The 23,152-nt window shown below is 56.4% G+C and carries 20 protein-coding genes; 11 read left to right on the plus strand and 9 right to left on the minus strand.

Going from position 1 to position 23,152, the window contains the following annotated elements:
- Positions 1-28: 28 nt before the first annotated feature.
- Complete coding sequence (locus N655_RS0113665; RefSeq protein ID WP_026443430.1) at positions 29-1,324, plus strand: MFS transporter; 1,296 nt, start codon at positions 29-31, stop codon at positions 1,322-1,324.
- 4 nt (positions 1,325-1,328) lie between these two features.
- Here the strand turns inward: N655_RS0113665 and N655_RS0113670 are convergent, their stop codons facing one another.
- Complete coding sequence (locus N655_RS0113670; protein WP_026443431.1) at positions 1,329-1,646, minus strand: L-rhamnose mutarotase; 318 nt, start codon at positions 1,644-1,646, stop codon at positions 1,329-1,331.
- Positions 1,647-1,659: 13 nt separating this feature from the next.
- Complete coding sequence (locus N655_RS0113675) at positions 1,660-3,156, minus strand: GH39 family glycosyl hydrolase (RefSeq protein WP_026443432.1); 1,497 nt, start codon at positions 3,154-3,156, stop codon at positions 1,660-1,662.
- A gap of 136 nt (positions 3,157-3,292) precedes the next feature.
- Between N655_RS0113675 and N655_RS0113680 the strand changes: the two genes are divergently transcribed.
- From N655_RS0113680 to N655_RS0113695, 4 genes are all read left to right on the plus strand, one after another.
- Positions 3,293-4,483 carry a sugar isomerase gene (locus N655_RS0113680; protein WP_026443433.1) on the plus strand — a complete coding sequence of 397 codons (1,191 nt, stop codon included), beginning with the start codon at positions 3,293-3,295 and terminating at the stop codon, positions 4,481-4,483.
- A gap of 79 nt (positions 4,484-4,562) precedes the next feature.
- On the plus strand, positions 4,563-6,788 hold the full coding sequence (locus tag N655_RS0113685; protein WP_044934716.1) for a bifunctional rhamnulose-1-phosphate aldolase/short-chain dehydrogenase: 2,226 nt from the start codon (positions 4,563-4,565) through the stop codon (positions 6,786-6,788).
- Between the two features lie 12 nt (positions 6,789-6,800).
- Positions 6,801-8,225 carry a rhamnulokinase gene (locus N655_RS19080; protein WP_044934719.1) on the plus strand — a complete coding sequence of 475 codons (1,425 nt, stop codon included), beginning with the start codon at positions 6,801-6,803 and terminating at the stop codon, positions 8,223-8,225.
- Between the two features lie 54 nt (positions 8,226-8,279).
- Complete coding sequence (locus N655_RS0113695) at positions 8,280-9,377, plus strand: substrate-binding domain-containing protein (protein ID WP_026443435.1); 1,098 nt, start codon at positions 8,280-8,282, stop codon at positions 9,375-9,377.
- A 5-nt stretch (positions 9,378-9,382) separates the two neighbouring features.
- Here the strand turns inward: N655_RS0113695 and N655_RS0113700 are convergent, their stop codons facing one another.
- Positions 9,383-10,486 (minus strand): hypothetical protein, encoded by a 1,104-nt coding sequence (locus N655_RS0113700; RefSeq protein WP_026443436.1) that lies wholly within the window; start codon positions 10,484-10,486, stop codon positions 9,383-9,385.
- 108 nt (positions 10,487-10,594) lie between these two features.
- Here N655_RS0113700 and N655_RS0113705 point away from each other — a divergent pair, with 108 nt between their 5' ends.
- The 3 genes from N655_RS0113705 (at position 10,595) to N655_RS19090 (ending at position 13,457) form a co-directional block, all read left to right on the plus strand.
- Positions 10,595-11,770: a DNA polymerase III subunit gene (locus N655_RS0113705; protein WP_081823826.1), complete on the plus strand. Its 1,176-nt coding sequence runs from the start codon at positions 10,595-10,597 to the stop codon at positions 11,768-11,770.
- A 177-nt stretch (positions 11,771-11,947) separates the two neighbouring features.
- Complete coding sequence (locus N655_RS19995) at positions 11,948-12,385, plus strand: LSm family protein (RefSeq protein ID WP_049961444.1); 438 nt, start codon at positions 11,948-11,950, stop codon at positions 12,383-12,385.
- A 229-nt stretch (positions 12,386-12,614) separates the two neighbouring features.
- A complete protein-coding gene (locus N655_RS19090) occupies positions 12,615-13,457 on the plus strand; it encodes a S24 family peptidase (RefSeq protein WP_044934721.1) in 843 nt (280 codons plus the stop codon).
- On the opposite strand, the gene N655_RS20605 is transcribed toward N655_RS19090, so the two are convergent.
- Entirely contained in the window at positions 13,387-13,749 is a 363-nt protein-coding gene (locus N655_RS20605) for a hypothetical protein (protein ID WP_155987602.1), read from the minus strand. The genes N655_RS19090 and N655_RS20605 overlap by 71 nt on opposite strands.
- 145 nt (positions 13,750-13,894) lie before the next feature.
- Here N655_RS20605 and mazG point away from each other — a divergent pair, with 145 nt between their 5' ends.
- From mazG to menC, 3 genes are read left to right on the plus strand one after another with little or no spacing between them, the layout of a single operon-like run.
- Positions 13,895-14,749 carry a nucleoside triphosphate pyrophosphohydrolase gene (gene mazG, locus N655_RS0113720; RefSeq protein WP_026443439.1) on the plus strand — a complete coding sequence of 285 codons (855 nt, stop codon included), beginning with the start codon at positions 13,895-13,897 and terminating at the stop codon, positions 14,747-14,749.
- A gap of 47 nt (positions 14,750-14,796) precedes the next feature.
- The gene (locus N655_RS0113725) at positions 14,797-15,606 is read left to right on the plus strand and encodes a GNAT family N-acetyltransferase (RefSeq protein ID WP_044934723.1); all 810 of its coding nucleotides are present in this window, start codon (positions 14,797-14,799) and stop codon (positions 15,604-15,606) included.
- 6 nt (positions 15,607-15,612) lie between these two features.
- Positions 15,613-16,734 carry an o-succinylbenzoate synthase gene (menC, locus tag N655_RS0113730; protein ID WP_026443441.1) on the plus strand — a complete coding sequence of 374 codons (1,122 nt, stop codon included), beginning with the start codon at positions 15,613-15,615 and terminating at the stop codon, positions 16,732-16,734.
- 28 nt (positions 16,735-16,762) lie between these two features.
- On the opposite strand, the gene N655_RS19095 is transcribed toward menC, so the two are convergent.
- The 5 genes from N655_RS19095 to N655_RS0113755 form a co-directional block, all read right to left on the minus strand.
- On the minus strand, positions 16,763-19,384 hold the full coding sequence (locus N655_RS19095; protein ID WP_162173558.1) for a ComEC/Rec2 family competence protein: 2,622 nt from the start codon (positions 19,382-19,384) through the stop codon (positions 16,763-16,765).
- A gap of 18 nt (positions 19,385-19,402) precedes the next feature.
- Positions 19,403-20,683, minus strand: a complete 1,281-nt coding sequence (locus N655_RS0113740) for a class I SAM-dependent RNA methyltransferase (RefSeq protein ID WP_026443442.1) — start codon at positions 20,681-20,683, stop codon at positions 19,403-19,405.
- A complete protein-coding gene (locus N655_RS0113745; RefSeq protein ID WP_026443443.1) occupies positions 20,680-21,366 on the minus strand; it encodes a hypothetical protein in 687 nt (228 codons plus the stop codon). The genes N655_RS0113740 and N655_RS0113745 overlap by 4 nt, the downstream gene beginning before the upstream one ends.
- 145 nt (positions 21,367-21,511) lie before the next feature.
- A complete protein-coding gene (locus tag N655_RS19100; protein ID WP_044934727.1) occupies positions 21,512-22,342 on the minus strand; it encodes a type III pantothenate kinase in 831 nt (276 codons plus the stop codon).
- 16 nt (positions 22,343-22,358) lie between these two features.
- A complete protein-coding gene (locus N655_RS0113755; protein WP_044934729.1) occupies positions 22,359-23,141 on the minus strand; it encodes a biotin--[acetyl-CoA-carboxylase] ligase in 783 nt (260 codons plus the stop codon).
- Positions 23,142-23,152: the final 11 nt, after the last annotated feature.

Here is a 23,152-nt window from a genome sequence, read left to right on the forward strand (position 1 = left end):
TCTATGGTAGTTGAGAAACGGGGGGCCATTGCCTGACAAGCGGATACCACGCCGTCGCTGGCGCATTGCACTTTTGCTGGCGTGTGGCGTGCTGGTCAACTATTTTGACCGTGTAAACCTTTCCGTCGCACATAATGCACTCTATGCCGCGTTTGGCATTTCTGACATCACATACGGATATCTGCTGGGTGCTTACAACTGGACCTATGCCCTATGCCAGCTTCCCGTAGGTGTGCTGCTGGACAGATTTGGTGTGCGACGGGTCGGACGGATCAGCACCTTCCTGTGGAGTATGGCTTCTTTTGCCGCTGCCCTTACGCCAAACATCGGGGGCTTTTTTGCTGCCCGTTTCCTCCTGGGCATCGGAGAGGCGCCGACCTTTCCGGCAAATGCAAAAGCGGTGGGGTACTGGTTTCCTGCCAAAGAACGCAGCTTTGCTACGGCGCTGTTTGATGCCCAGGCAAAATTTGCGTCAGCGATTGGCGTGCCACTCATCGGCCTTCTGCTCTTGCGTATCGGCTGGCGACTGAGCTTTGCAGCTACCGGTCTCATCAGCTTCTGTTATTTTCTTCTTTTTTCCCTGGTCTACCGCGATCCAAAAGAAGACGACGGACTGACCGAGGCGGAAAGCCGTTACATTGCTGAAGCAGATGCCGAGAAACAGGTGTATCAACCGGACGAACATGTTTCCCTGGGATATCTGTTGCGCCGAAAAAAGGTCATCGGGCTTGCGTTGGGCTTCGGCTCCTACAATTATGTGTTCTACCTTCTTTTGACCTGGCTGCCGAGCTATCTTTCGCGTTCCCTGCACATGGACCTGATGCAATCGTTTCTTTATACCGGAGTGCCCTGGATTGCGGCAACCGTGACGGACCTTATGATTGGCGGCTGGCTGGTGGATGCGCTGATCCAGCGCGGATGGAATGCGGACCTCGTCCGGCGTGTTGTGCTCATTAGTGGAACGGCCCTGGGACTGGGCATCTTCGGAGCGGCCTATGCTCATTCTTCCGTACAGGCGTTGTTCTGGATCAGCCTCTCCATCAGTGGCCTTGCCGCCGCTGCTCCGGTGGGCTGGTCTGTGCCCTCGCTGATTGCGCCTCGGGGCAGCGTGGGAAAACTTGGTGGCATTCTGAATTTCGCCAATCAGGTCTCCGGCATTGCTGCCCCGGTGGTTACAGGGTATCTGGTCTCGGCTCAGCATTCCTTTGCGCTGGCCTTTGGCGTTGCTGCTGCGTATCTGGCGGCGGGAATCGCTGGCTACATTTTCCTTCTCGGAAAAATTGAACCGATTCCTGCAGAAGCGGGTCCGGAGTCCGTAGCATAATGTGTCAGGGAAGGTAAAAGACCTCGCGCATCATGGGAAAACGCTCTCCAGGGCGCAGTCCTTCCAATGGAGCGAAATACGCAGCCATGGCTTGCTGCCAGCGCGTATTGACCGGATCCTGTTCAATCTTGCTCCAGGTATCTTCAAAGTCCTCCACACGCATGGTCAAGACCAGAAGTTCATCACGCCGGAAAATGGAATACTCAGTGACCCCGGCGCGCTTGAGCAGTGTGAGCATCTCTGGCCAGACGGACTCATGGGCTTTGTCATAGGCGTCTCCGGCACCGGGCCGAAGCTTGAGCATAAATGCGACTCTCTGCATGGTGCTTCCCCTTCTATTGTGCTGATGGCCACGTAGCGACGGTGACAGCAAAGGGAGCCATCGTGACGGTCGTGCCGTCTGCCTGCGATTTCCGCGGCGCTTCTTCCCCGGTGGCTTCGTCCACTGTCCACAGCATCGCGTGGGCCGCTTCCTGCGGCAGGACCACTTCGACAGGATGGTTTCGTTTGTTGACCAAAAGCAGCTTTTTGCCTTTAGGTGTCAGGAAGGCCTGCGCTGCCGTCTCTTGCTGGTCGTGGGAGATGGTTGTTTCCATGAGTTTGTCTCCGGCGTGGAAATTGTCCCGAATAAGCTTCAGCACCCAATAACGCGCATTCGGCTTTCCCGTACGCCAGTCCATCATGGATACGCTGGGAAATTGCGATGGATAGCCGACGAGCTGAGACTCGCCAATCACATCAATCCCTTGCCGTGCGAGGCCCATAAAAAGATACGCATACATGGCCCCGGCAGCATTCCAGTAAATTTCAGGGGTGGTGAAGGGAAGCGCCCTTCCCAGCGCGTTCTCTTCGCCGTCGCCAGGAAGAATGACACCTAGCTCGTCGATGTCGGTCCTGGTTTCAGGAGAGAGACGCTTACGGATGGCTTCAATAAATTTGACCTCAGCCAGAAAACGGTCCGCCTGGTCGAAAAAGGCATATTGCCAGACATTGGCATCGTGACCATCCGGCGGAGAGGCATAGAAGTGATATGAGATGAAATCGAGCGGGATTCCGGGCTTGTGGTTCGCATGGTTTAGAAAGTATTCATACATGTCGGGCCGGTCGGCCATGGCAAGCGCAAGGCCCACAAACTTTGTTTGCGGGCTAACCCGGTGGATGGCGGAAACAATGGCGTCATAGCGTTCGGTGTACTGTTGTGGCATTGTCTTGTGCTCAAAATCGGGCTCATTCAGGACTTCCCAGTAAGGAAAACTGTAATGGTAGCCGGAGCGGTGCTCTTTGCCGCTTTCGTCAAGAAAGCCGCCTTTGGTGTACCAGCTCACCAGACGCGCATAGTAGTCGCCCAGCTCCTTGCCTGATGGGTCCCTGAGCTCTGTTCCCTGCGTGTAGTTCCATGTGACCTGATTGGGATCGTCAGGATACGCGACGGGCTTGTCTGTCTTAAAAAGCCACGCAGGTATTGTGCTGAAATTCATGATGGTGGAATGACCTTCAGTGGCGTTGAGAAAATCTGTGGTCATTGGATCAATGAGAGAAAAATCCCACGATCCTTTTTCAAGTTCCGCCACGGCGAGCCTGGGATAGGGCAACCAGGGGACATAGCGGACATAATCAGCGCCCAGGGCCTTGAGCGCGGCGAAGGACTGGTCGTGGATGGGGGAGCCTCGCCGCAGCATCGGATTTACGACAACCTGAAGGGTGGGTGTGGACCGGGAAATGAGCAGGACTTTGTTCCAATCCACTGAGATGGAAGGCGTCTGCTGCGCAGGGGAAAAAGTGGCCAAACCCAGCAGAAGCGCGAGTGTCGAAAGCGATATTTTTCGCGTCATAAGAAGTGGTCTAAACTCCGTCGGCGCAATGATAGTACGCCCGGATACAAATATGAAATAGAATTTCTATTGAAAATGCACAGCGATTGGAGCTACACTCCGCTTTGCCTGAGTCAGGTCATGAAAAGAGGATGAAATGCACACAGAGGACCGCTACGAGCGGGTTTTGGATCAGCTAGATGGCTTTGTCATTGAAATTCCTTCCTGGGGTTTTGCCAATACCGGCACGCGGTTCGGCAAATTTCTTCAGGCAGGGGCCGCAGCGGCCCTGGAGGAAAAATTTGCAGATGCGGCCCAGGTGCATGGTCTGACCGGGGCCACCCCCTCGCTGGCGCTCCATGTGCTGTGGGACCTACCCGGTGGTGTTGCCGATGTGGCAAAGGTAACGCAAATGGTCTCCCGATATGGCATCCGGGCCGGTTCGATCAATCCAAACCTGTTCCAGGACCAGGAGTACAAATTCGGGTCTATCTGCAATCCGGACCCTGCTGTGCGCCGTAAAGCCGTAGATCATCTGCTGGACTCGGTTGAGATCGCAAAGGCGCTGGGGTCACAGGACATTTCCCTATGGGTGTCCGATGGTTCGAATTATCCGGGTGCTCAGAGTATTCGGAAGCGGATTGTCTGGATGGAGGAGGCGCTGCAGGCCACGCATGAAGCCATGAATGACGGCCAGCGCCTTTTGATCGAATACAAGCCCTTTGAACCGGCGTTTTATTTTACCGACATCGCCGATTGGGGAATGGCCGCGCATCTGGCGCAACACGTGGGGCCGCGGGCCTTTGTTCTGGTAGATACCGGACACCATTACCAATCACAGAACATTGAGCAGATCGTCGCCTGGCTTCTGCATCTGCGGCGCCTGGGCGGGTTCCATTTCAACGACCGCCGCTATGCCGATGATGACCTGACCATTGGATCGATTGATCCGTACCAGGTGTTCCGGATTTTCCATGAGATCCTGAGCGAGTCGGACAGAAACGTAACTGAATCGGTTGCATACATGATTGACCAGAGCCATAACATTAAAGGCAAGCTGGAAGCGATGGTGCAGACCGTGGTCACAGCGCAGGAGCTTTATGCCAAAGCGCTTCTTGTAGACCGCGAGCGTCTGGCGGAGTTGCAGTCTGCATCCAGGACGGTGGAAGCTGAGGAGTGTCTGCGCGACGCATTTTGGACAGATGTACGTCCCTTGCTGAAGAGCTGGCGTGAGCGGCGTGGTCTGCCGGCAGATCCATTGAGTGCGCTTCGCGAAAGCGGGTATGTGGAAAAGATTGAGCGTGAGCGGGGCGCGCGAAACGCTACGTTCACGAGCAGTTATGCGTGATGATTTCTATTGGTAAATAGATTCTATATAGGTATAATCTGACTCAATTGCTTCTTAGAACCAGTAAAGGAACTTTTATATGTCTCCCGTCGCCGAACCGGCAAAAAAACTGAACCTGAAATATTTGGAAGACCGTTGGAACGATACGGAAGCAGCCGGGATGGATGAGCCAGAACGACTGCGCTATCGCTCGAACCTGCTGGGCTCGGACCTGCGCATTACCAATTTTGGCGGCGGCAATACGAGCTCCAAGATCGATCAGTCCGATCCTCTTGACGGCAGCACAAAGCGGGTGCTGTGGGTGAAAGGAAGCGGCGGAGACCTGGGCAGCATCAAGCGAAGCGGTTTTGCCACGTTATATCTCGACAAGCTGCTGGCGCTTGAAGCGCTTTACAAAGGCGCGGAGTTTGAGGATGAGATGGTGGATTACTATCCGCTCTGCACCTTTGGCATCAATCCGGTGGCGGCTTCGATTGATACTCCGCTGCACGGCTTTCTGCCTTTTGCCCATGTAGACCATCTGCATCCAGACTGCGCGATTGCGCTGGCAGCGGCGGCCAATGGTCGCGAAAAGATGGAGCAGTTCAATCGCGAATACGACCACAAGCTCATTTGGCTGACGTGGCAGCGTCCAGGCTTTGAGCTGGCCATGATGCTCAAACGTGCTGTGGCGGAAAATCCGGGCTGCGATGGTGTGGTCCTCGGCGGACACGGGCTATTTACCTGGGGAGAGACCCATCGCGAATGTTACGCAAACACTCTTACGATCATTGATGAGCTGACAGACTTCATCGAGAAGCATATTCAGAGGAAGGGCAAGGCGATTTTTGGCGGCCAGAAGAGAAGGCCACTCGACAACCGAAGCGATCTGGCGCTGGAGATCCTTCCCTTTTTGCGCGGCCGTGTTTCCCAGCAGAAGCGGCTCATCGGGACCTACTGCGACCTTCCGGAAGTGCTGGAGTTTGTGAACTCGACGGATGCCGCAAAGCTGGCATACCTGGGCACCAGCTGCCCTGACCACTTCATCCGCACGAAGATTCGTCCCTTCTTTGTAGACTGGGACCCAGCCAGCGACCTCAGTGTTTTGAAAGAACAGATTGAGTCCGGGCTGGAGCAGTATCGTAAAGATTACGTAAGCTACTATCAAGGCCATCGCGATCCTTCTTCTCCGGCCATGCGGGATCCCAATCCGACCGTTGTGCTCATTCCCGGCATCGGCATGTTCAGCTTTGGCAAAAATAAACCGGAGTCACGCATTACTGGCGAGTTTTATGTGAACGCCATCCATGTGATGAAAGGCGCAGCTGCGCTTGACGAGGGAAGAGTTTCAGGAACCGTTCCGCAGTGCGGATCGGCTGCGCTGGCCAGTGACTTCAAAGTAGAAGACAATTACGTAGCGCTGCCTGCGTCGGAAGCCTTCCGCATCGAATACTGGAAACTTGAAGAGGCGAAGATTCGCCGCCAGCCTCCGGAGAAGGAATTGAGTCGACAGATTGCTTTGGTCGTCGGAGGCGGCAGCGGTATCGGCAGGGAAGTGGCCCTGCTGGCGGCCGAGCGTGGCGCGCATGTTGTTGTTGCCGATCGCGATTTTGCTGGGGCAGAGCGGGTTGCAGAGGAAGTGAAGAGCGTTGCGGGCAAAGAAGCGGCCCTGGCAGTTTCCGTGGACATCCGCAGCCGCGAGGCCATTCGCGCCGCAATGCGCGAAACGGTGAAGGCCTTTGGCGGACTCGATATTCTGGTCAATACGGCTGCCATCTTTCCTTCCTCCCCAGACGGGGTCATTACAGAAGCGCAATGGGCCCTCACGCTGGAGATCAATGTGACTGCGAACTTCCTGCTGGTGGATGAGATTGGCAAGTTGCTGCGCGACCAGGGGCTTGCGGCCAATGTGGTGTTGACCAGCTCGGCCAATGCTGTGGTCCCGAAAAAGGGAAGCGAGGCCTATGACGTGAGCAAGGCAGCGTTGAGTCATCTTGTGCGTGAACTGGCCGTTTCACAGGCGCCACTGGTGCGTGTCAACGGCATCAGTCCGGCAACGGTTGTAAAGGGTTCGACCATGTTTCCGCGCGACCGTGTGATTGCCTCGCTCAAAAAATACGAGATTCCGTTTGATGCAAAGCTGAGCGATGATGACCTGCGGAACCTGCTGGCAAAGTTCTATGCAAAGCGCACGTTGACGCACCAGCCGATTGACCCGCGCATCTGTGCCGAGGCCATTTTGTTTCTTGCGGGCCCCAAGGCCCCATGCACCACCGGTCACCTGATTCCTGTGGATGGTGGTTTGGCCGATGCATTCCTGCGCTAGCGAGAAGACTCCATGCCAGAGAACCTTCCCTCGATGGTCGCAATCGATCTGGGTGCGGAGAGCTGCCGCGTCTCGCTGCTGTGCTGGAAAGACGGCCGGCCACAGATAAACCTGGTGCATCGCTTCCGGAACGCTCCGGTGGAGCAGGGCGGCTCCTTGCGCTGGGAACTGAGTCGGATTTGCGCTGAGGTGGAAAGGGGCCTCCGGTTTTGCGCAGAAGAGGCCCAGGGACCAATCGCTTCGATCGGTGTAGACGGTTGGGCAGTGGATTATGTCCGCCTGGACCAGGAAAGTAGGCCGTGGTCAGAGCCGTATTGTTATCGTGATACCCGAACCGAAGCCGCCGAGGCCGCGGTGCGCAGGCAGATTACTCCGGAGGAGCTGTTCCTGATTGGCGGAGCCCAGCCTCTGCGACTGAACACGCTCTTTCAGCTTGTGGCGGACAAGCTGGCCGGCCTGCCGGACAGTGCGCCGTGGGTGAATCTGCCCGAATACCTGCTGATGTACCTCGGAGGAAAGCGCGTTTCAGAATTTACCAATGCCACACACACTGGTCTGGTGGATGCAAAGACGCGCTCATGGAGCAGGGAAATCTTCAGCCGCTGCGGTCTGGATCTCAACTCGGCCCCGGAGTTGGTCCCCACGGGCAGCATTCTGGGAGAGGTCAAAGGTGAAATTTCCAGCTTGGCAGCCTTCCGGCGGGCAAAACTGGTTGCTCCATGCTGTCATGATACTGCTTCTGCTGTCGCTGGCATTCCGCTGCATGGTGATGACTGGGCCTACATCAGTTCCGGGACCTGGTCGCTTGTAGGTGTGCTTCTCGACCGCTCCATCGCCACTCGCGAGGCCTTTCATGCTGGTTTTACAAATCTGGGCGCGGCAGGAGAGCAGATCTGTTTTCATAAAAACGTGAATGGGATGTGGTTATTGCGGCAGTGTATGGCACAGCTCTGTCCGGAACAAGAGTGGCCGATGGCTGACCTGATTGCTGCTGCGGAACGCTTGCCCGCTCCGCAGGAACTGCTTGAGGTAGATGATCCTGATCTATTACTGCACGGAAAGATGGCATCGCGCATCAATGCGCAACGGAGGCGGCGTGGACTGGCGCCACTGGAGGAAAGTGCCTCGGCGATGCCCGAATTCGCGTCGCTGATTTTCCACAGTCTCGCGGCGCGCTATGCAGAGGTCTTACGCAACGCAGCCGAGTTCAGCGGAAAGAAGCTCCATCGGCTTGCCGTGGTAGGTGGTGGTAGCCAGAACCAGTTCCTAAATCGCCTGACGAGCCAGGCCACCGGCCTTGATCTGGTCTGTGGCGTGGCAGAGAGTTCGACTGTCGGTAACTTTGCCGTGCAGATTGCAGCGCTGGAAGGGGCGGCGCAATCGCGAGAGCGCCTCGCATACTGGTCCGGCCTGCTGACTGGCATGAGAGAATGCTGACGTTCGCTGTATACTTACGCTTTCATCCTTGCCCTTTGGGAGGCGTGGTTCAATTTGGCCCAGCAAAAGATCAAGCGGCTCTATCTTATCCCGATTCTGTCCAAAGCGCTCGACATTCTGGAGCTCCTTGAAGAAGAAAAGCGGCCCATTACGCTGGAGGCCATTTACCAGCGCTCGCACATCTCCAAAACAAGCGTCTATCGTATCCTGAAAACTTTTGTGCATCGCGGGTATGTGGCCCAGTCCGCAGACGGGTCATATCGTTTGGTTTCCCGCCCCAAAAAAATGCGGTTCGGCTTTGCAGGACAGAGCGCGGAGATGCCGTTTTCAGAGGCGGTGACCAGCAGCCTGCGAGCAGCCGCAGCCGCGTCTGGAGTAGAACTGCTGGTCCGCGACAACCGCTATGACGCAGAAACCGCCATCAAAAACGCACGGGAGTTTGTGGCCGAAGGCGTAGACCTGGTGATTGAATTCCAGATTGAGGAGCACGTCGCACCGACCATCGCGCACATTATTTCGCGTGCGGGGATTCCGCTGATAGCCATTGATATCCCGCATCCTCATGCCTGTTATTTCGGAGTAGACAATTTTCAGGTCGGCTACGAGGCTGGAGAGCTGCTGGCGCAGCACGCCATCTCGAAGTGGAAGAGAAAGGTGGACTGGGTAATTGGTCTGGATATTGCCGAGGCGGGTGGCTTTGTGCAGAGCCGCATCACGGGCGCATTTGAAGGCATCCGCTCGCTCTTGCCGGACCTACCGCAGGAAGCGCTCATCCGCCTGGATGGCCGCGGGATGCGCGAGACCAGTGCCCGTGTGGTGGCTGATTTCTTCCGACGTCATCAGCGCGCGGACCGCATTTTGATAGCCGCGGCCACCGACACCAGCGCCCTGGGAGCTTTGCAGGCCACACTGGATGCACAGCGAGAAAAGAACGTGGCCATTGTTGGACAGGACTGTATCCCGGAGGTGCTGGAAGAGATGAAAAAGCCGCAGAGCCCCATCATCGCTTCTGTCTCGCATGAAGCCCATACCTATGGCCCGCGGCTGATTCAGTTGGGTATCGCTATCCTGCGCGGACACACCGTGCCGCCCTACAATTGGGTCCAGCATCGGATGGTTACGGCGAAGATGGTGCAGGAGCAGCAGGACTGAATGTTTTAAAGAGATCCAGGCTCCACCAGCCGGTAACCCGCTGGGACTGAAAATTTTGCATCATCAATGGGTGCGGTTGAAAAACCACCACTCTGTGTCTGCATTTCCATAAGCACATTCGCTGTCTGCGCCTGCGGCTGGGCCGTCTGCGTGTCCGCCGGAGCCGTATTGTCCTGAGGTGGCTGCTTTCTACGCCCGAAGCCGCCGAGTCCAAACCCGCCCAGGCGGCTGCTGAGCGCGGAAGCAGCCGATTGCTTCGCAACATCACCCGCAGAAGGCGTTTCCGGGGCAGAGGAAGCGGGCAGAGGGGCCTCACTGGCTGCCGGCAAAGGGTCACCATTTGCGGTAGCGCCCACACGCAGGACCTGCAGGATGGGAATGCCCTTCATCTTCGAGACTTCCTTCACCATATCGGACATTCCCTGCGACATGGCCGGTTGCATGGCTGCCATTTCAGCGGAAATACCACTTCCGCTGAAGACTGTTCCCATCTTGGCTGCAAATCGCTGATAGAACGCTCGGGCCTCTTCGTAACCAGGGATGTCTGAGGCAAGCCACATATCATTCGTCATGGCAAATGCTCCCTGCTGCCCGGTTTTCCTATCTGTGCCGACCATCTGCATGGTCAGAATGGTTTCATGGGTGTCCAGTCCGCTGACCTGTTTTGTGGCCCCGGTATCGCGCAAGTTGATTTTGAACTGCACGTCTGTATCATTGGCGGCCTGTGGTTGTTCTCCCTTTTGTTGTGCCTGCTGCTCGCGCGCCTTTTGCGCGGCGCGTTCCATATTTTCCCGCATCTGCTGAAAGGTCATTACGGTGTAGGTGTGCTTCTGCAGGTCCACATTGGTGACCGTTTCCTTGTCCAGGTCTACGATTTCCATAGCGTATGGGCTGATCCGGGCCATACGGTTTTTCTGCACATAGATGGTGGAAACGATGGGTGCATTGGCCTGCTGGCGCATGCGTGAATTGAAGACACTGGCCATTTTCATCATGCCTAACATAGAGCCGCCAGTCATCTGGGTTGTTTCCTGGTACTGGAAGTCAGCATACGCAGTGAGAGGGAAGAGCGTGCCCAGCAATAGGGCGCCGTAAAGTTGTGCCTTCATAAGTTCCTTCCTTCAAGAGGAATTGAACGGGTCCGGGCAGGCGTGCAGGAGAAAAGGTCCTTCCCTGAAGCCGCAGTCGTCCATTCGGATAGGGAAGGGTCCGGCAAAATGGTTTCAGGCATTGCTTCGTGGTTTTGTTTCCTCTGCCGACTTGCTCCCCTTGGCCGTACCCGCTACTCTCATCCTGTGGGTTTTCAGGACTTTTGGGGGAACGAAGCCGCAGTGGGACAACTGCGGGCGGCCATTGCGCAGGGAAGGCTTCCTCACGCTCTGGTGCTTGCCGGACCGCGGGGAGCAGGCAAGTACACGCTGGCCCTGATGCTGGCGCAGGCAGCAAATTGTCTCCAGCCACGGGAAACCAATGGTCTGCCAGATTTTTGTGGATCCTGCCGCAACTGTACGCGGATTGCTGAGTCCATGCCACTGGAAACCCGCGTCGAGGAAGCGATTGCTGCCCGTGAAGAACTGCGCGAAGTAGATAAAAAGGAAACGCGCATCCTTGTCCAGACCCATCCCGATGTTCTCGTTGTTCCTCCCGATCCTCCGCAGCTGCTCATCAAGCTGGGGCAGGTCCGGACGGTCATCCGGGAGATTTACCGGATCCCCTCGGACGCAAGGCGTGCGTTCTATATCTTCACGAGTGCAGCATTCATGAAAGAGGCCGCAAATTCCCTGTTGAAGGTCCTCGAAGAGCCGCCGCCGCACGCAACCATCGTTCTGCTGGCGGAAAACCCCGGCGAATTATTGCCTACCATCCGGTCGCGTACCGGCCTTGTCCGTCTCCGGGCGCTTGACCTCAGAGAGATGGAGCAGCTTGTGGCCGATTGCCGTACCGATCTGCGCCCCGCACAACGCTCCTTAGTCGCACGTCTGGCGCAAGGAGCTGTTGGAGCCGCTCTGGGCTTTGATCTGGATCGATATCTGGCCTCCCGTCAGGACGCGATGACCCTCCTCCGTTTTGCAGTGATCGATCCGGACCACACGACCCTTTTCCGCATGACGGAAACATATCGAGCTGGGGCAGAAGGCCAGGGAAAAACAGAAGGAATGTTGCTGGCCTTCTCTGGATTACTGGAAGACATTCTGCTGGTCCAAAGTGGGCAACCCTCGCTGGTCCGCAACCAGGACATCCTGCCCGAATTGACGAGCATTGCCGGGAAGGTCCATTTTGAATGGCTGGAAAACGCAGCGCGGGCCGTCCAGCATGTGCGCTCAGGGATGCGGCGCAATCTGCTCCGCTCGCTCTCGCTCGATGCCTTTGCCGAACAGATTTGCAGTCGGTAAGGATTGCGGAATCATTTCATCGAAAAATTGTTTCTTCGTGACCCTATTTGGGTTACTCTTGATGTCAAGTTACTGCTTACAACTGTAATCTGAGGGATACTCTGTCTTTGAGGAGAAGGAATATCCATCCGGGGCGGAAGTAGCATCTCAATTTAAAAAACGCTGTACGGAAAAGATATGGCTGACGCACTTTCTTTACCGGATACGCGCAGGCTGCGTTCCGGAGATTCTGCCCTGGCTCCCGGAACAAGCAGCGCAAATGCGCCGTCTGACCCTGCAAGCCTTCCAGCGACTGGGCCAAGGAAGCTGGTTCGTCCTCCCTTGTCGGCCCGCGCGGGAACAGCCCCGTTCCCACGTCGCCGCCCTTCTCCTTTGCTGGCGCATCAGGAAATGCAGCCTGTACCCGAAGAAAGCTCCCATGCAGAGACCTTTTATTTGCAGAAGCAGATGCTGGCCCAGACGCCGATGGTCTTCGTACTGGAGGACGGGCAGCGCATTGAAGGCATCATCGAATGGTATGACAAGGACTGCATCAAGCTTCGGCCTCCAGCCCGGGTCCTCATTTATAAAGCGAGTATTAAGTACCTTTATAAAGAGCAAGAACAGAAAACCTGAGTGGCTGGCCTGCAGCAGGTTTGTTATGCCATGAATCATTCCTTTCCGCTGAACTTTCGACCTGGGCTACCGAAACTCCCCTTCCTGCACTCATACCTAGATAGCGATCCCCAGAGACGTTAAGGTTGAGAGATTCCTCCTAAGGCTGTTAATCTCCCTTTAGCGCATCTAAGTGATTGATTTCATTGGTGTAATTACATTTCTGAAAGTGCACTCGTAGTACTTCTTCATGGTGTCTTTACCGAAAGTCAAACCCGAATGGCCGGGCAGAATTGCAGCTTTGATGCAGAAGCATCGCCTGACGCAGGCGGCCCTGGCGCAGCGCCTGGGGGTCTCCTCGGCCACTGTTTCCCGTTGGATGAAGGGTACACATGAGCCCACCGGGGCCGCGTATGTGGCATTGGGCAATCTGGCTGGGCCGCCGGACGATGTCTATTTCTGGGAGCAGGCTGGTATCAACAGTTCGGGATTTGCCGAAAGCCGGTCTCGCGTGCTGACTTCATCGCTGAAGGTAAAGCTGGGTGAGTTCAGGTTCGTTACCGGCCGGAAGTTGAAGAAGAGTACTGTCGCCGACAAGGGGAATGCCGTCGCCATTCCTTTGCTGAACATCACAGCGTATGGAGACGAGGTCCCTCCGGAACAGCATGTGCGGATTGGCGATGCCCGGATTGAAGAGGTCCTGACTGTACCCCTCTCGTGGTGTCCTCATCCCGAGGCCATGATCTGTGTGCATATGACCGGGGATTCCATGCTTCCGATCATCGATTCAGGTACGCTGCTTGCGGTGGACACCGAGGTGACGGACAAAGACACTTTACTGGGAAAGATTGTACTGGCCAGCCACCGAAATCTTGGCTTTAAAGTCGCCCTTCTGCAAAGACTGCCTTCGGCGGACATTCTGGTGCCTGCGAATCATCGCTATGCGCCGATTGATATCGCCAACGATACCAAATGGAGTATCTTTGGGCAGGTGCTCTGGTGGCTTACCCGGCCACCCGTTGTCAGTCCTGAAGCAGATACGCAATCGCCTCCAGCATCTCCTCGGGAGCATAAACAGAAGCCACACCGGTAGCAATGTTATATTTCTGTCCCAGCTCTCGGATGTAATCGGCACTCCCTAAAGTTGTTTCAAGGGCAAGAAGGCGCACGGCCGGGAAAAGACGGTGGATCTTCTCTGCCAGAATTGCCGCTTGGGGCTGTTCTATGGTGTGGCAGAGGACCACGATGTGAAAGGTGTCCTCACGCAGGGCTTTCAGTGTGTCTTCTGGGTCTGCAGCTTTCGATTGCCATCGGGTGTGCACGACCGCGGCCCGCGTTGCCAACAATTGCGGATCGTTTCCAACCAGAAGGATTCTTGCACTCATGTTTCGTTCCCGACAGTGAAAGCCTGCCCATTGCGTGAGAGAAATTGGTTACAGAAGTGAATTGCAGCTCTGCAATAGTTGTATCCTCTTGACCGCAAAAGGGCAACCGTCACGGAGAAAGTTTGGAATCGGTTAGAGTAAAGTCATGCCATCAGAACAGGATGCAGGTCAACAGTTTCAACAAGCTGTTGCCATCATGGCGCAGCTTCGCGCCCCGGGGGGGTGCCCTTGGGACCGGGAGCAGACCTTTGACTCCATCCGCAAATATACGCTGGAAGAAACCTACGAGGTGCTTGATGCAATCGAGCAGAGAGATTGGGGACACCTCAAGGAAGAACTGGGTGACCTTCTGCTGCAAGTGCTCTTTTACGCGGAAATGGCTTCCGAGGCGGGGCATTTTACAATTTCCGATGTGATTCGCTGCCTGAACCAGAAACTCGTCCGGAGGCATCCGCATGTTTTTGGCGATGCGGCTTCGGCTGCGGCTGGAAACACGGCCGAAGGGTTGGCAACGCAGGGGATTGATGCCGGACAGGTCCTGCGCAATTGGGAAGAGATCAAGCAGCGCGAAAAATCCGGAAAGGAAGGGCGGAAGGGAAGGTTGGAGGCTGTTCCCCGTTCGCTGCCGGCCCTGATGGAGGCACAGAAGCTGGGATCGCGGGCCGCAAAGAGCGGCTTTGACTGGCCAGATGCGCAGGGCATCCTGGAAAAGCTGCAGGAAGAAATTGAAGAACTGGAAGCAGAGAGAAGGAGGCCGGAGCAGGACCTCGAAGCGATCAGCATGGAGCTGGGAGACCTTCTGTTCACGGTAGTCAATCTTGCCCGCCACCTGAAGGTGGATCCGGAGATGGCCCTGCGCGAGAGTAATGCAAAATTTCGCCGCAGGTTTTCTCAAATGGAAGCCCTGAGTCCAAAACCGCTGGAAGAGCTTCCATCTGAAGATCTGGAGGCGCTTTGGACGGCTGTCAAAGAGCAGGAGTCCAGAAGCGTTTCCGAATAAGAGAAGAAAAGCACAATTTCTAGACGCCGATGCTCAGCAGGAACCACATGACCTTTACCACGCCGCAGGGGCGGCAAATTTTGGTACGCCACTGCCAGGGATTTGAGGAGCTGGATGCCTGTGTCCAGTTACAGATAGACGTCTGGGGATACTCCGACGGGGACGTCATTCCCCGGCGGGTCTTTACCGTGACACAGAAAATCGGCGGCCAGGTGCTTGGAGCCTTCGATATCACGCACGGGAACCAGGCAACACCTGAGCGCCTGGTAGGTTTTGCCATGGCCATCCCGGCGGTCCGGGAGCCATCGTCGGCACGTCTGGAACCATACTTGCACTCCCACATGCTGGCAGTGAATCCTGAATACCGGAACTCCGGCATTGGCCGCCGGCTGAAGCTGGCCCAGCGGGAAGATGCAGTCAGCCGGGGTTTTCGGTTAATGGAATGGACCTTTGATCCGCTGGAGATCAAGAACGCTTTTCTGAATATCCACAGGCTGGGGGCCGTGGTCCGCAGATATACGCCGAACTTTTATGGTGTATCCTCATCTCGTCTCCAGGGTGGGCTGCCAACAGACCGGCTGCATGCTGAGTGGTGGATGCAATCGGAGCGGGTCGAGGCAGTGCTGGCTGGAAAGGCCGCCCTACCTCTGCGGGTGGAGCAGACGATTCTGGTCCCGCGTGAGATATACGAATGGAAGTCCTCAACAGAAGACCACGCACGTGCGCTCGAAGTGCAGACCAGAAACCGCCAGCTCTTTCTTGAGGCGTTTCAGCGTGGATTGGCAGTCATAGGCTTCAGAACAGATGCCGAAGGCAACGGGGTTTACGAACTCGGGGCCTGGCAGGAACCCAGGTGAGATTGTATGAAGATTGATTCCATCGTTCTGCGGGAAATCCGGATGCCACTGGTACAGCCGTTCCAGACCAGCTTTGGGACGACGACAGACCGTCGCATCATGCTGGTTGAGGTCCGTGCTGAAGGGCTGACCGGGTGGGGAGAATGTGTCGCCGGCGAGCATCCTTATTTCAGTGAGGAGACCATAGATACCGCCTGGCTGATGACCATGCAGGAACTTGCGCCAGCCCTGGCCAGCGCCGATCCTGAACACGGCGGCAAGTGTCCCGGAATCTTCCGTAAGGTCCGTGGGCATCGCATGGCGAAGGCCGCGCTGGAGAATGCTGTCTGGGACCTGGAAGCACAGATGCGAGGGATTCCACTGGCACAGCTCCTCGGCGGCACACGGGAGGTCATTCCCTGCGGGGTCTCGATTGGGATCCAGCCCACGCTGGAAAAGCAGCTTGCCGCGGTAGAAAAAGAGCTTGCAGCCGGGTATCAGCGCATCAAGCTGAAGTGCAAACCTGGGTGGGACGTTGAGATCTTTGAGGCGGTACGAAACCGATGGCCCGAGATTCTGCTGAGCTGCGACGCCAACTCCGCATATCGTCTGAACGACATGGACCACCTGGCCAGTTTTGACGCCTTCGATCTGCTGATGATCGAGCAGCCGCTCTGGGCCGATGATTTTTACTTCCATTCCATGCTGCAGAAGCGGATCAAGACCGCAGTTTGTCTGGATGAATCGATCCGCAACCGGCGCGATGCGCTGGCAGCCATCGACATGGGGTCATGCCGCATTATCAACATCAAAAACGGGCGCGTCGGCGGCTTCAGCGAGGCCATTGCCGTGCACAATGCTGCGCAGGAAAGAGGCGTACCGGTCTGGTGCGGGGGAATGCTGGAAAGCGGCATCGGCCGCTCGCACAATATTGCGCTTTCTTCACTTGAAAATTTCTCACTTCCTGGAGATGTCTCGGCCTCAAAGCGCTACTGGACTGAGGACATCATCGAGCCAGAGGTGGAAGTCTCTTCGCAAGGTGAGATCCGCGTGCCCACGTCGCCGGGACGCGGTTTCCAGGTGAAAACGGATCTTGTGGAAAGGCTTACGGTGCGCAGGGAAGAGGTCCGTGCCCTGGCGCTGGCCTGATGCATTCCTGAAATGACTGGGCAACACCTTACCGTTGCGTAGCGTTCCAGTGAGATGTCCAGATATGGGTGCCATCCAGAAAAAAAGTTGAGGCACCCAGAAGGTCTGTGCGATAGGTGCGAATGTGCGCCTGTTCGAGCTTTTCCAGGGTCTCAGGTTTCGGATGGCCGTATAAGTTGTGTCGACCCACCGAGATGACGGCGTAGGACGGTGAGACGGCCTGAAGAAAGGCTGCTGTTGTCGAGCTCTTGCTGCCATGATGCCCTACCTTGAGCAAATCGGATTGCAGGCCGCCTTCGGCAATCATGCGCGCTTCACTGGGGGCTTCGGCATCGCCTTCCAGTAGTGCTGAGGTGTGTCCATAGTTGACCCGCAGTACTAGAGAATCGTCGTTGGCAGGTGCAGCTTTGGGGGCGTAGTCCGGGGCCGGGGACAGGACATGTACTTCGATTCCTCCAAAGCTGAAAGTATCTCCCGCGAGATGCTGCCGAAGATGTACATGGTTGTAATCGGCTTCCTGCAGGATGCTGTCATAGGCCGGGCTGTGAGGATTGCGCCCCACCCACAACTCGTCAGGATGAAAATTTTCAATTACAGCGGGAATGCCGCCGATGTGGTCCGCGTGGGCATGGGTGATGGCAAGAGCATCCAGGTGACGGATGCCCAGCGCCCAGAGCGTTTGTGAGACTACATCTTCCCCGATGTCAAAGCGGGCGTCGGGAGCCGCACCCACGATTCCGCCTGCATCAACCAGCAGCGTCTTTCCCAGCGGGGTCATCAACAGAATACAGTCACCCTGTCCCACATCCAGTGCGCTGATGCTGAGATAGTTTTGCCGATGGAAAGGTCCATGCCATCCGGTGAGGATGGTGGCTCCGGCAAGAAGGAAGAACAGGGCTGCGGCCGCTGCAAACTTTTGCCTGCGCGCCATCCAGAGTGCGAAGGAGAGACAGGCCAGAAAGGCCAGAATCGCAAAAGAGGAAGGTGTGGCCAGCCGCAGGTTTCCCCAGGGGGAAAGCGAGGCCCAATGTACAGGCAGCAGCATGAGATGCAGCACTGCGGCCGTAAGCAAAGAGGGCAGAAGGGCAAGGGCGGGCAGGAAGGCCACACAGAACAGCGTCAGCATCGCGCAGGGTAAAAGGATGCCCAGAAGAGGAAGGACCAGCAGATTCACTGGGATGCCGGTGACGGTCACGCGATGAAAATAAAGCGCCATGGGCAAAGACATCACCAGTTCAATCACAACAGAGACCAGCAGAAGTTCCAGCAGGCGGAGCGCAAACCCTGTCCCTAGGGGGACCATCTGAGCGATTCGTGGGCCAGCCACCAGTTGCATGTGTTCGACGAGCAAACGTAGGCCTACGCGGAACTGCACCACACGCGGCGGGAGCGCCGGGTCACAGGGTAGTACCCAGAGATTTCGCAAGGCCCGCAGATAAGGTGCAAAGCTCTTCTCTGCGATGGGGGCGGCCACCCCAGCGGTAGACAGCACGGTCAGCATAGTCATCTGAAAACCTGCATCAAAGAGAGCGCGGGGATTGGCCACCAGAAGCGCCAGAGCTGCCAGACCGAGTGCATTCAATGCACTGCGTTCCCGCCACAAAAGACGTCCCGTGAGGTAGAGTGCAATCATCCAGAAGGCGCGCTGGACAGGCTGCCCATATCCAGTAAAAAGCGCATAGAGGAAGGCAAGAGCGATGGTGACCAGGGTCGCAACCGGACGAGAAAGCCTCAGGACATCGGCCACAAAAAAGACGAGTCCGGCAAAGATGGCCACATGCAGTCCTGAAACAACAAGGAGATGAAAAGTTCCAGTCCGCTCAAAACTTGTGCGGACACCGCGCGTCAGATATGCACGGTCTCCTGTGAGCATGGCCGTCAGCATGGTGGCGTCTTCGCGGCTGATGCGAAAAAAACCTGGGGATGGATTTGCAGCATGAGCAATCAGGCTTGCACTTACTTTTTGCTGCAAACTGTGCAGCCAACAGGAAAAGGACGCGCGGCCGCCCTGGCGAATGATATGGATGGCATGAAGGTTCGTGCTGCCAATCGCCCCAATACCTTGGGAAAGAAGCCAGATCCGTTCGTTCCACACGCCGGGGTCAAGATATTGCTCCGGTAAATGGATGGAGGTGGTCGCGCGGACGATACTTCCACAAGGTATCGCTGGAACAGGATCGGCCAAGGGTGCGTAGATCTTAAGCAGAATGCCACCGGAGACGGTCTGCATCCCTTCTTTTTCCTCGCTTACAGCGTGGACCTGCAGATGAATCTGCTGGGTCTGCTCCTGTCGGATATTTTGTGAAAAAGGCAAGGTCGATACGGCCAGGTGCGGAGCGTCTGTGCGGACGACAGTCCCCTCCACCGTGCGTACTTTACCGTCGGCCAAGTACGCAAGATCTGTCTGAGGATTCGGATAGGGAACTGCCTCGACGCAAAATGCTCCCAAAAGCAGAAACAGCACTGTGGGAGGGACGAGAGCCAAGGGGGATGGGGCATCGGCAGACAGGAGGCTGAGCATTGCGCACAGAGTTGCGCTGACAAAGAGCAGAGCAGGGGAGATCCAGAAAAAATGGCAGATGCAAACACCGCAGGCAAACCAGAGGGCGGCAAAAAACAAGGGTACTTCGGTAAAACGCAGCGGTTTCACAGCCTCTGCTGGCATAGCTCAATCAAGCAACAACACCGTTACACTTTCCAGATGGAACGTCTGCGGGAACAGGTCCACCATGTGGATGCTTTGGACGTGATAGCCGAATTCTAGCAATGCTCTCAAATCGCGGGAGAGAGTTGCCGGGTCACAGGAGACATAAACCAGCTGTTTGGCCCTTACTTTCGTAAGTAAGGAAGTGATTTCCTTGCCAAGTCCTGCACGAGGAGGGTCGGCCAGGATCAGGTCTGGTGGGGCCTCTTTCCGCTCTACCTGTTGGCGCAAAAATTTAAGCGTCTGGCTGGCAACCGCCTGATGGCCAGTTCCGGACAAATTGTGATGCAGGTCCTGTGAAGATGAGGGGGAAGCTTCAACCCCGATGACATGATCAAAAGTTTCAGCAAGTTTGCGTGAAAAGAGGCCAACTCCGGCGTACAGGTCCCACGCCAGATTACCAGAGCGGCCGTGGCAGGCCAGGCTGGCAAGATGGTCGACGAGAAAGCGGTTGACCTGGAAAAATGACCCGCTACTGACGCGGTAGGTATGGCCGGCTGCCCGGTATGTTAATGATTGCGCCTTCCATGTGGCCGCCCTGGAAACACGGTGTTTTCCCTTTTGTGAAAAATAGACGGCGGCCCCGGAGAGTGCAGGGACTTCCGGGCGAAGCGCCTCACAGAAGTGCCCAAGGACCGCGCCGACGCGCGGCAAATGTCTGTCTGTCCAGAGAGAAAGAAGCAGTTCATCCTGGGCATGGTTGGTAAAAAACTCGATCTCCTGAAAATTGCCGATGCCGCAGCTCTGGCCCACGCGCTGGACAGCGGCGATGGCCTGCTCAAGCATGGGTGCGGAGATGGGGCATTGATGGACCGCCAGCCCCTGATGCGAGCTGCGCTTTCGATAGCAAAGGCCGAAAGGCTGCTCAGCAATATGAAGGCGGACGCGGTTTCGATAGGCCCAAGGAGCAGCGAAGACTGGTTGAATTTCCGGCAAACCACGCAGATGCGCCCGCTCCAGTGTTTCAGACAAAATGCTGCGCTTGATTTCCAATTGCAGAGCATAGTCTGCATGCTGGTAATGGCATCCGCCGCATAATCCATAGTATTCGCAGGGAGGCTGAGAGCGCTGGTGTGAAGCTTCCAGTATCGTCTCCACCTCTGCCTGAATGTACCCAGGTCGTTCTTCAACGCTACGGGCCTCCAACAGTTCTCCCGGAAGCGACAGAGGAACAAAGACGGCCTTGCCTTCCACGCGAGCGAGTCCGGCGCCGCCATAAATGCACTTTTCAATTCGCAGCTTCATGACTGGTCCATGTAGAAGAGGCTCAGGCGGTGCAACTTGTATCGTTCGAGTAAGCGCTTGTGTACGAACTGCTGTTCAATTTGCCGGATCTGTACGGCGCTCATCCGCCGCTTGTAGGGGGCCAGTTCCTGCTCTGCCTGGGTGCGGAGGCTTCGCAGCTCGTCTTCCGGAGTCATGGTCAGTAGCTGGGCAAAGAGCTTTTCTTCGAGCGTGGCCAAAGTGCGCTCTAAGTCTTCCAGATCAGGCAGCTCAACACGGACGCCGGCAGCCAGCGCCAGAAGACGCTGTGCGGTTTCCTCGAAGCGTGCGGCTTTCAGGTCCTCGGCGCAACGTTCAAGATGTGAGGCGATGCGGTCTGCCTCAAACCCGGCAGCTGCCGTATGGTCGTTATGCTGTGCTGTGGAGGCACCCGTCGCTGCCTCTCGCATCTCCTCCACGGCGGCCATGACCTCCTGCGCGCAATAGGCCAGTCCGTTGATGCGCCGAGAGCGCGATCTCGCCCTGCGCTGTTCATATTTCTCAAACGTAGCGTCAATGCCTCGCAGAACAGCTTCAAGTGGCACGCCGGCCTCGCGCCAGGCCTCAATCAGCGCCCAGTCCAGGGTGGAAAGCAGAAGCACAGAACCGCGTTTCCTCTGGAAGTGTTCTTCGATTTCCGTAAAGTAGTTGAAATAGTTTTCCAAGATGTACTTCTGTTGATGCGGGTTGCGGAAATGGCGCCGCTTCTGTGCACATTCATTTCCCGCGGGCCGAACTACAGTGCCATCCGTAGTGGAAGCCACCGCCTCCGAGGGCCTTGTCCAAATCTATAGCGTCAGACGGCAGCTTCTAAGAAGATGCCCGGTTAGTTTCATCCGCATGGGCATGGCTCTTTGCGCTCCGGTTGCGGTCATGGATGATACGAAGGCCGTCAAGGGTCAACATATCGTCAATTTCTGAAATATATTTTGATTCGCTTGCAATCAGGTGGGCAAGTCCACCGGTTGCGATGCACTTTGTGCCTTCCCCTAGCTTCGCAATCATGCGTCCAAGGATAAAGTCCACCAGACCAATATGGCCATAAAAGAGACCAATCTGCAGATTGTCAACGGTGTTTGTGCCAATGATCTTTGCCGGACGTTTGATTTCCACGCGCGGCAGGCGCGCAGCGCGCGCAAATAGCGCTTCCGCAGAAATATTCAGCCCCGGGGCGATGGCTCCGCCAAGAAATTCTCCCTTGTGTGAAACCACATCAAAATTCGTCGCTGTACCAAAATCCACAACAATGGTCGGGCCACCATATTTGGCGAATGCTCCCACGCAGTTGGCTACGCGATCAGCACCAACCTCACTGGGGTTGTCGGTCAAAATCGGCAGACCGGTCTTGACTCCCGGCTCAATGAACAACGGTTTCTGGTGAAAATAACGCTCACAGAACTGGCGCAAAACCCAGTCCACCGGCGGGACCACAGATGCAATGACCACCGATTGGATGCGGGAGCTTTCCACCCCCTCGCTGTGTAGCAGGCTCCGTACCAGAATGCCATATTCGTCGGCGGTCTGGCCGTGGCGCGTGCTGATCCGCCAGGTGGCGCGCAGTTTGTCCGTGAGGCCATCGCTCTTCAGCGTGTATAACGCGATGACCGTGTTCGTATTGTTTACATTCAGCACCAGGAGCATAAGTTTCTTTCTTGTTTCAGGCTTCGCGGACTCCTCCGGAATACACCGTCCGGACTCCTTCGGTGGTACGCACCAAAAGAAATCCACGGGGGTCCAGACCCTCGGTCACGCCCCAATATCCCTCACCTTCCTCGACGCGCACATGCTTGCCGCGCACCCAGGAGGAGGCTGCTTCCAGACGGCGCAGAATTGCCGGCGCTGATTCGCGGGACAGCCCGGAAATCTCACGATGAAGCGATTGTAACAAGGCAATCAGCAGCTCCTGTCGCGGCCAACTCCTTCCCGTCTCGATTCGCAGGGAAGTCGCGATATCTCCCAGATCCGGAGGAAATTGTTCCTGCTGGACGTTCATTCCAATACCAACGACGGCATGGCGGATCCGAGTAACTTCGGCATTCAGCTCCGTAAGAATTCCGCAGAACTTCCGACGGCCAAACAGTAGGTCGTTGGGCCATCGCAGATCGCATTCCAGAGATGTGACCTGCCGGACCGCCTCACGCACTGCCAGTCCAGCAGCCAATGAGAGCCAGAGCACCTCTGCTGGAGGAATCTGGGGACGAAGCAGAATGCTGACATAGAGTCCGGAACCGGGCGGAGAAGACCAATGGTGTGCGCCCCGTCCTCGGCCCGCAGTCTGTTCCTCCGCAAAGTAGACGCTGCCGTGCGGCGCGCCAGCCTCTGCCTGCTTTAGAGCGTGGGTGTTTGTGGAATGAATGCTGGGGAAAAAATGCAGTTTGCCGTGGAAGGGAGTTCTCTCCAGGGCATGGTCCAGAGCTTCAAGATCAAAGCAGTCCTTCATGGCACAAATTC

This window comes from Pseudacidobacterium ailaaui, assembly GCF_000688455.1.
Lineage (GTDB): Bacteria > Acidobacteriota > Terriglobia > Terriglobales > Acidobacteriaceae > Pseudacidobacterium > Pseudacidobacterium ailaaui.

Excerpts from the sequence above, each read along its gene's own strand:
- N655_RS19090 (WP_044934721.1), top strand. The coding sequence starts at position 12,615 with ATGGTGTCTTTACCGAAAGTCAAACCCGAATGGCCGGGCAGAATTGCA.
- N655_RS0113705 (WP_081823826.1), top strand. The coding sequence starts at position 10,595 with ATGGTTTCAGGCATTGCTTCGTGGTTTTGTTTCCTCTGCCGACTTGCT.
- N655_RS0113680 (WP_026443433.1), top strand. The coding sequence starts at position 3,293 with ATGCACACAGAGGACCGCTACGAGCGGGTTTTGGATCAGCTAGATGGC.
- menC (WP_026443441.1), top strand. The coding sequence starts at position 15,613 with ATGAAGATTGATTCCATCGTTCTGCGGGAAATCCGGATGCCACTGGTA.
- N655_RS0113755 (WP_044934729.1), bottom strand. The coding sequence starts at position 23,141 with ATGAAGGACTGCTTTGATCTTGAAGCTCTGGACCATGCCCTGGAGAGA.
- N655_RS0113675 (WP_026443432.1), bottom strand. The coding sequence starts at position 3,156 with ATGACGCGAAAAATATCGCTTTCGACACTCGCGCTTCTGCTGGGTTTG.
- N655_RS19080 (WP_044934719.1), top strand. The coding sequence starts at position 6,801 with ATGCCAGAGAACCTTCCCTCGATGGTCGCAATCGATCTGGGTGCGGAG.
- N655_RS20605 (WP_155987602.1), bottom strand. The coding sequence starts at position 13,749 with ATGAGTGCAAGAATCCTTCTGGTTGGAAACGATCCGCAATTGTTGGCA.
- N655_RS0113725 (WP_044934723.1), top strand. The coding sequence starts at position 14,797 with ATGACCTTTACCACGCCGCAGGGGCGGCAAATTTTGGTACGCCACTGC.
- N655_RS0113740 (WP_026443442.1), bottom strand. The coding sequence starts at position 20,683 with ATGAAGCTGCGAATTGAAAAGTGCATTTATGGCGGCGCCGGACTCGCT.
- N655_RS0113685 (WP_044934716.1), top strand. The coding sequence starts at position 4,563 with ATGTCTCCCGTCGCCGAACCGGCAAAAAAACTGAACCTGAAATATTTG.
- mazG (WP_026443439.1), top strand. The coding sequence starts at position 13,895 with ATGCCATCAGAACAGGATGCAGGTCAACAGTTTCAACAAGCTGTTGCC.
- N655_RS0113700 (WP_026443436.1), bottom strand. The coding sequence starts at position 10,486 with ATGAAGGCACAACTTTACGGCGCCCTATTGCTGGGCACGCTCTTCCCT.
- N655_RS0113670 (WP_026443431.1), bottom strand. The coding sequence starts at position 1,646 with ATGCAGAGAGTCGCATTTATGCTCAAGCTTCGGCCCGGTGCCGGAGAC.
- N655_RS19995 (WP_049961444.1), top strand. The coding sequence starts at position 11,948 with ATGGCTGACGCACTTTCTTTACCGGATACGCGCAGGCTGCGTTCCGGA.
- N655_RS19100 (WP_044934727.1), bottom strand. The coding sequence starts at position 22,342 with ATGCTCCTGGTGCTGAATGTAAACAATACGAACACGGTCATCGCGTTA.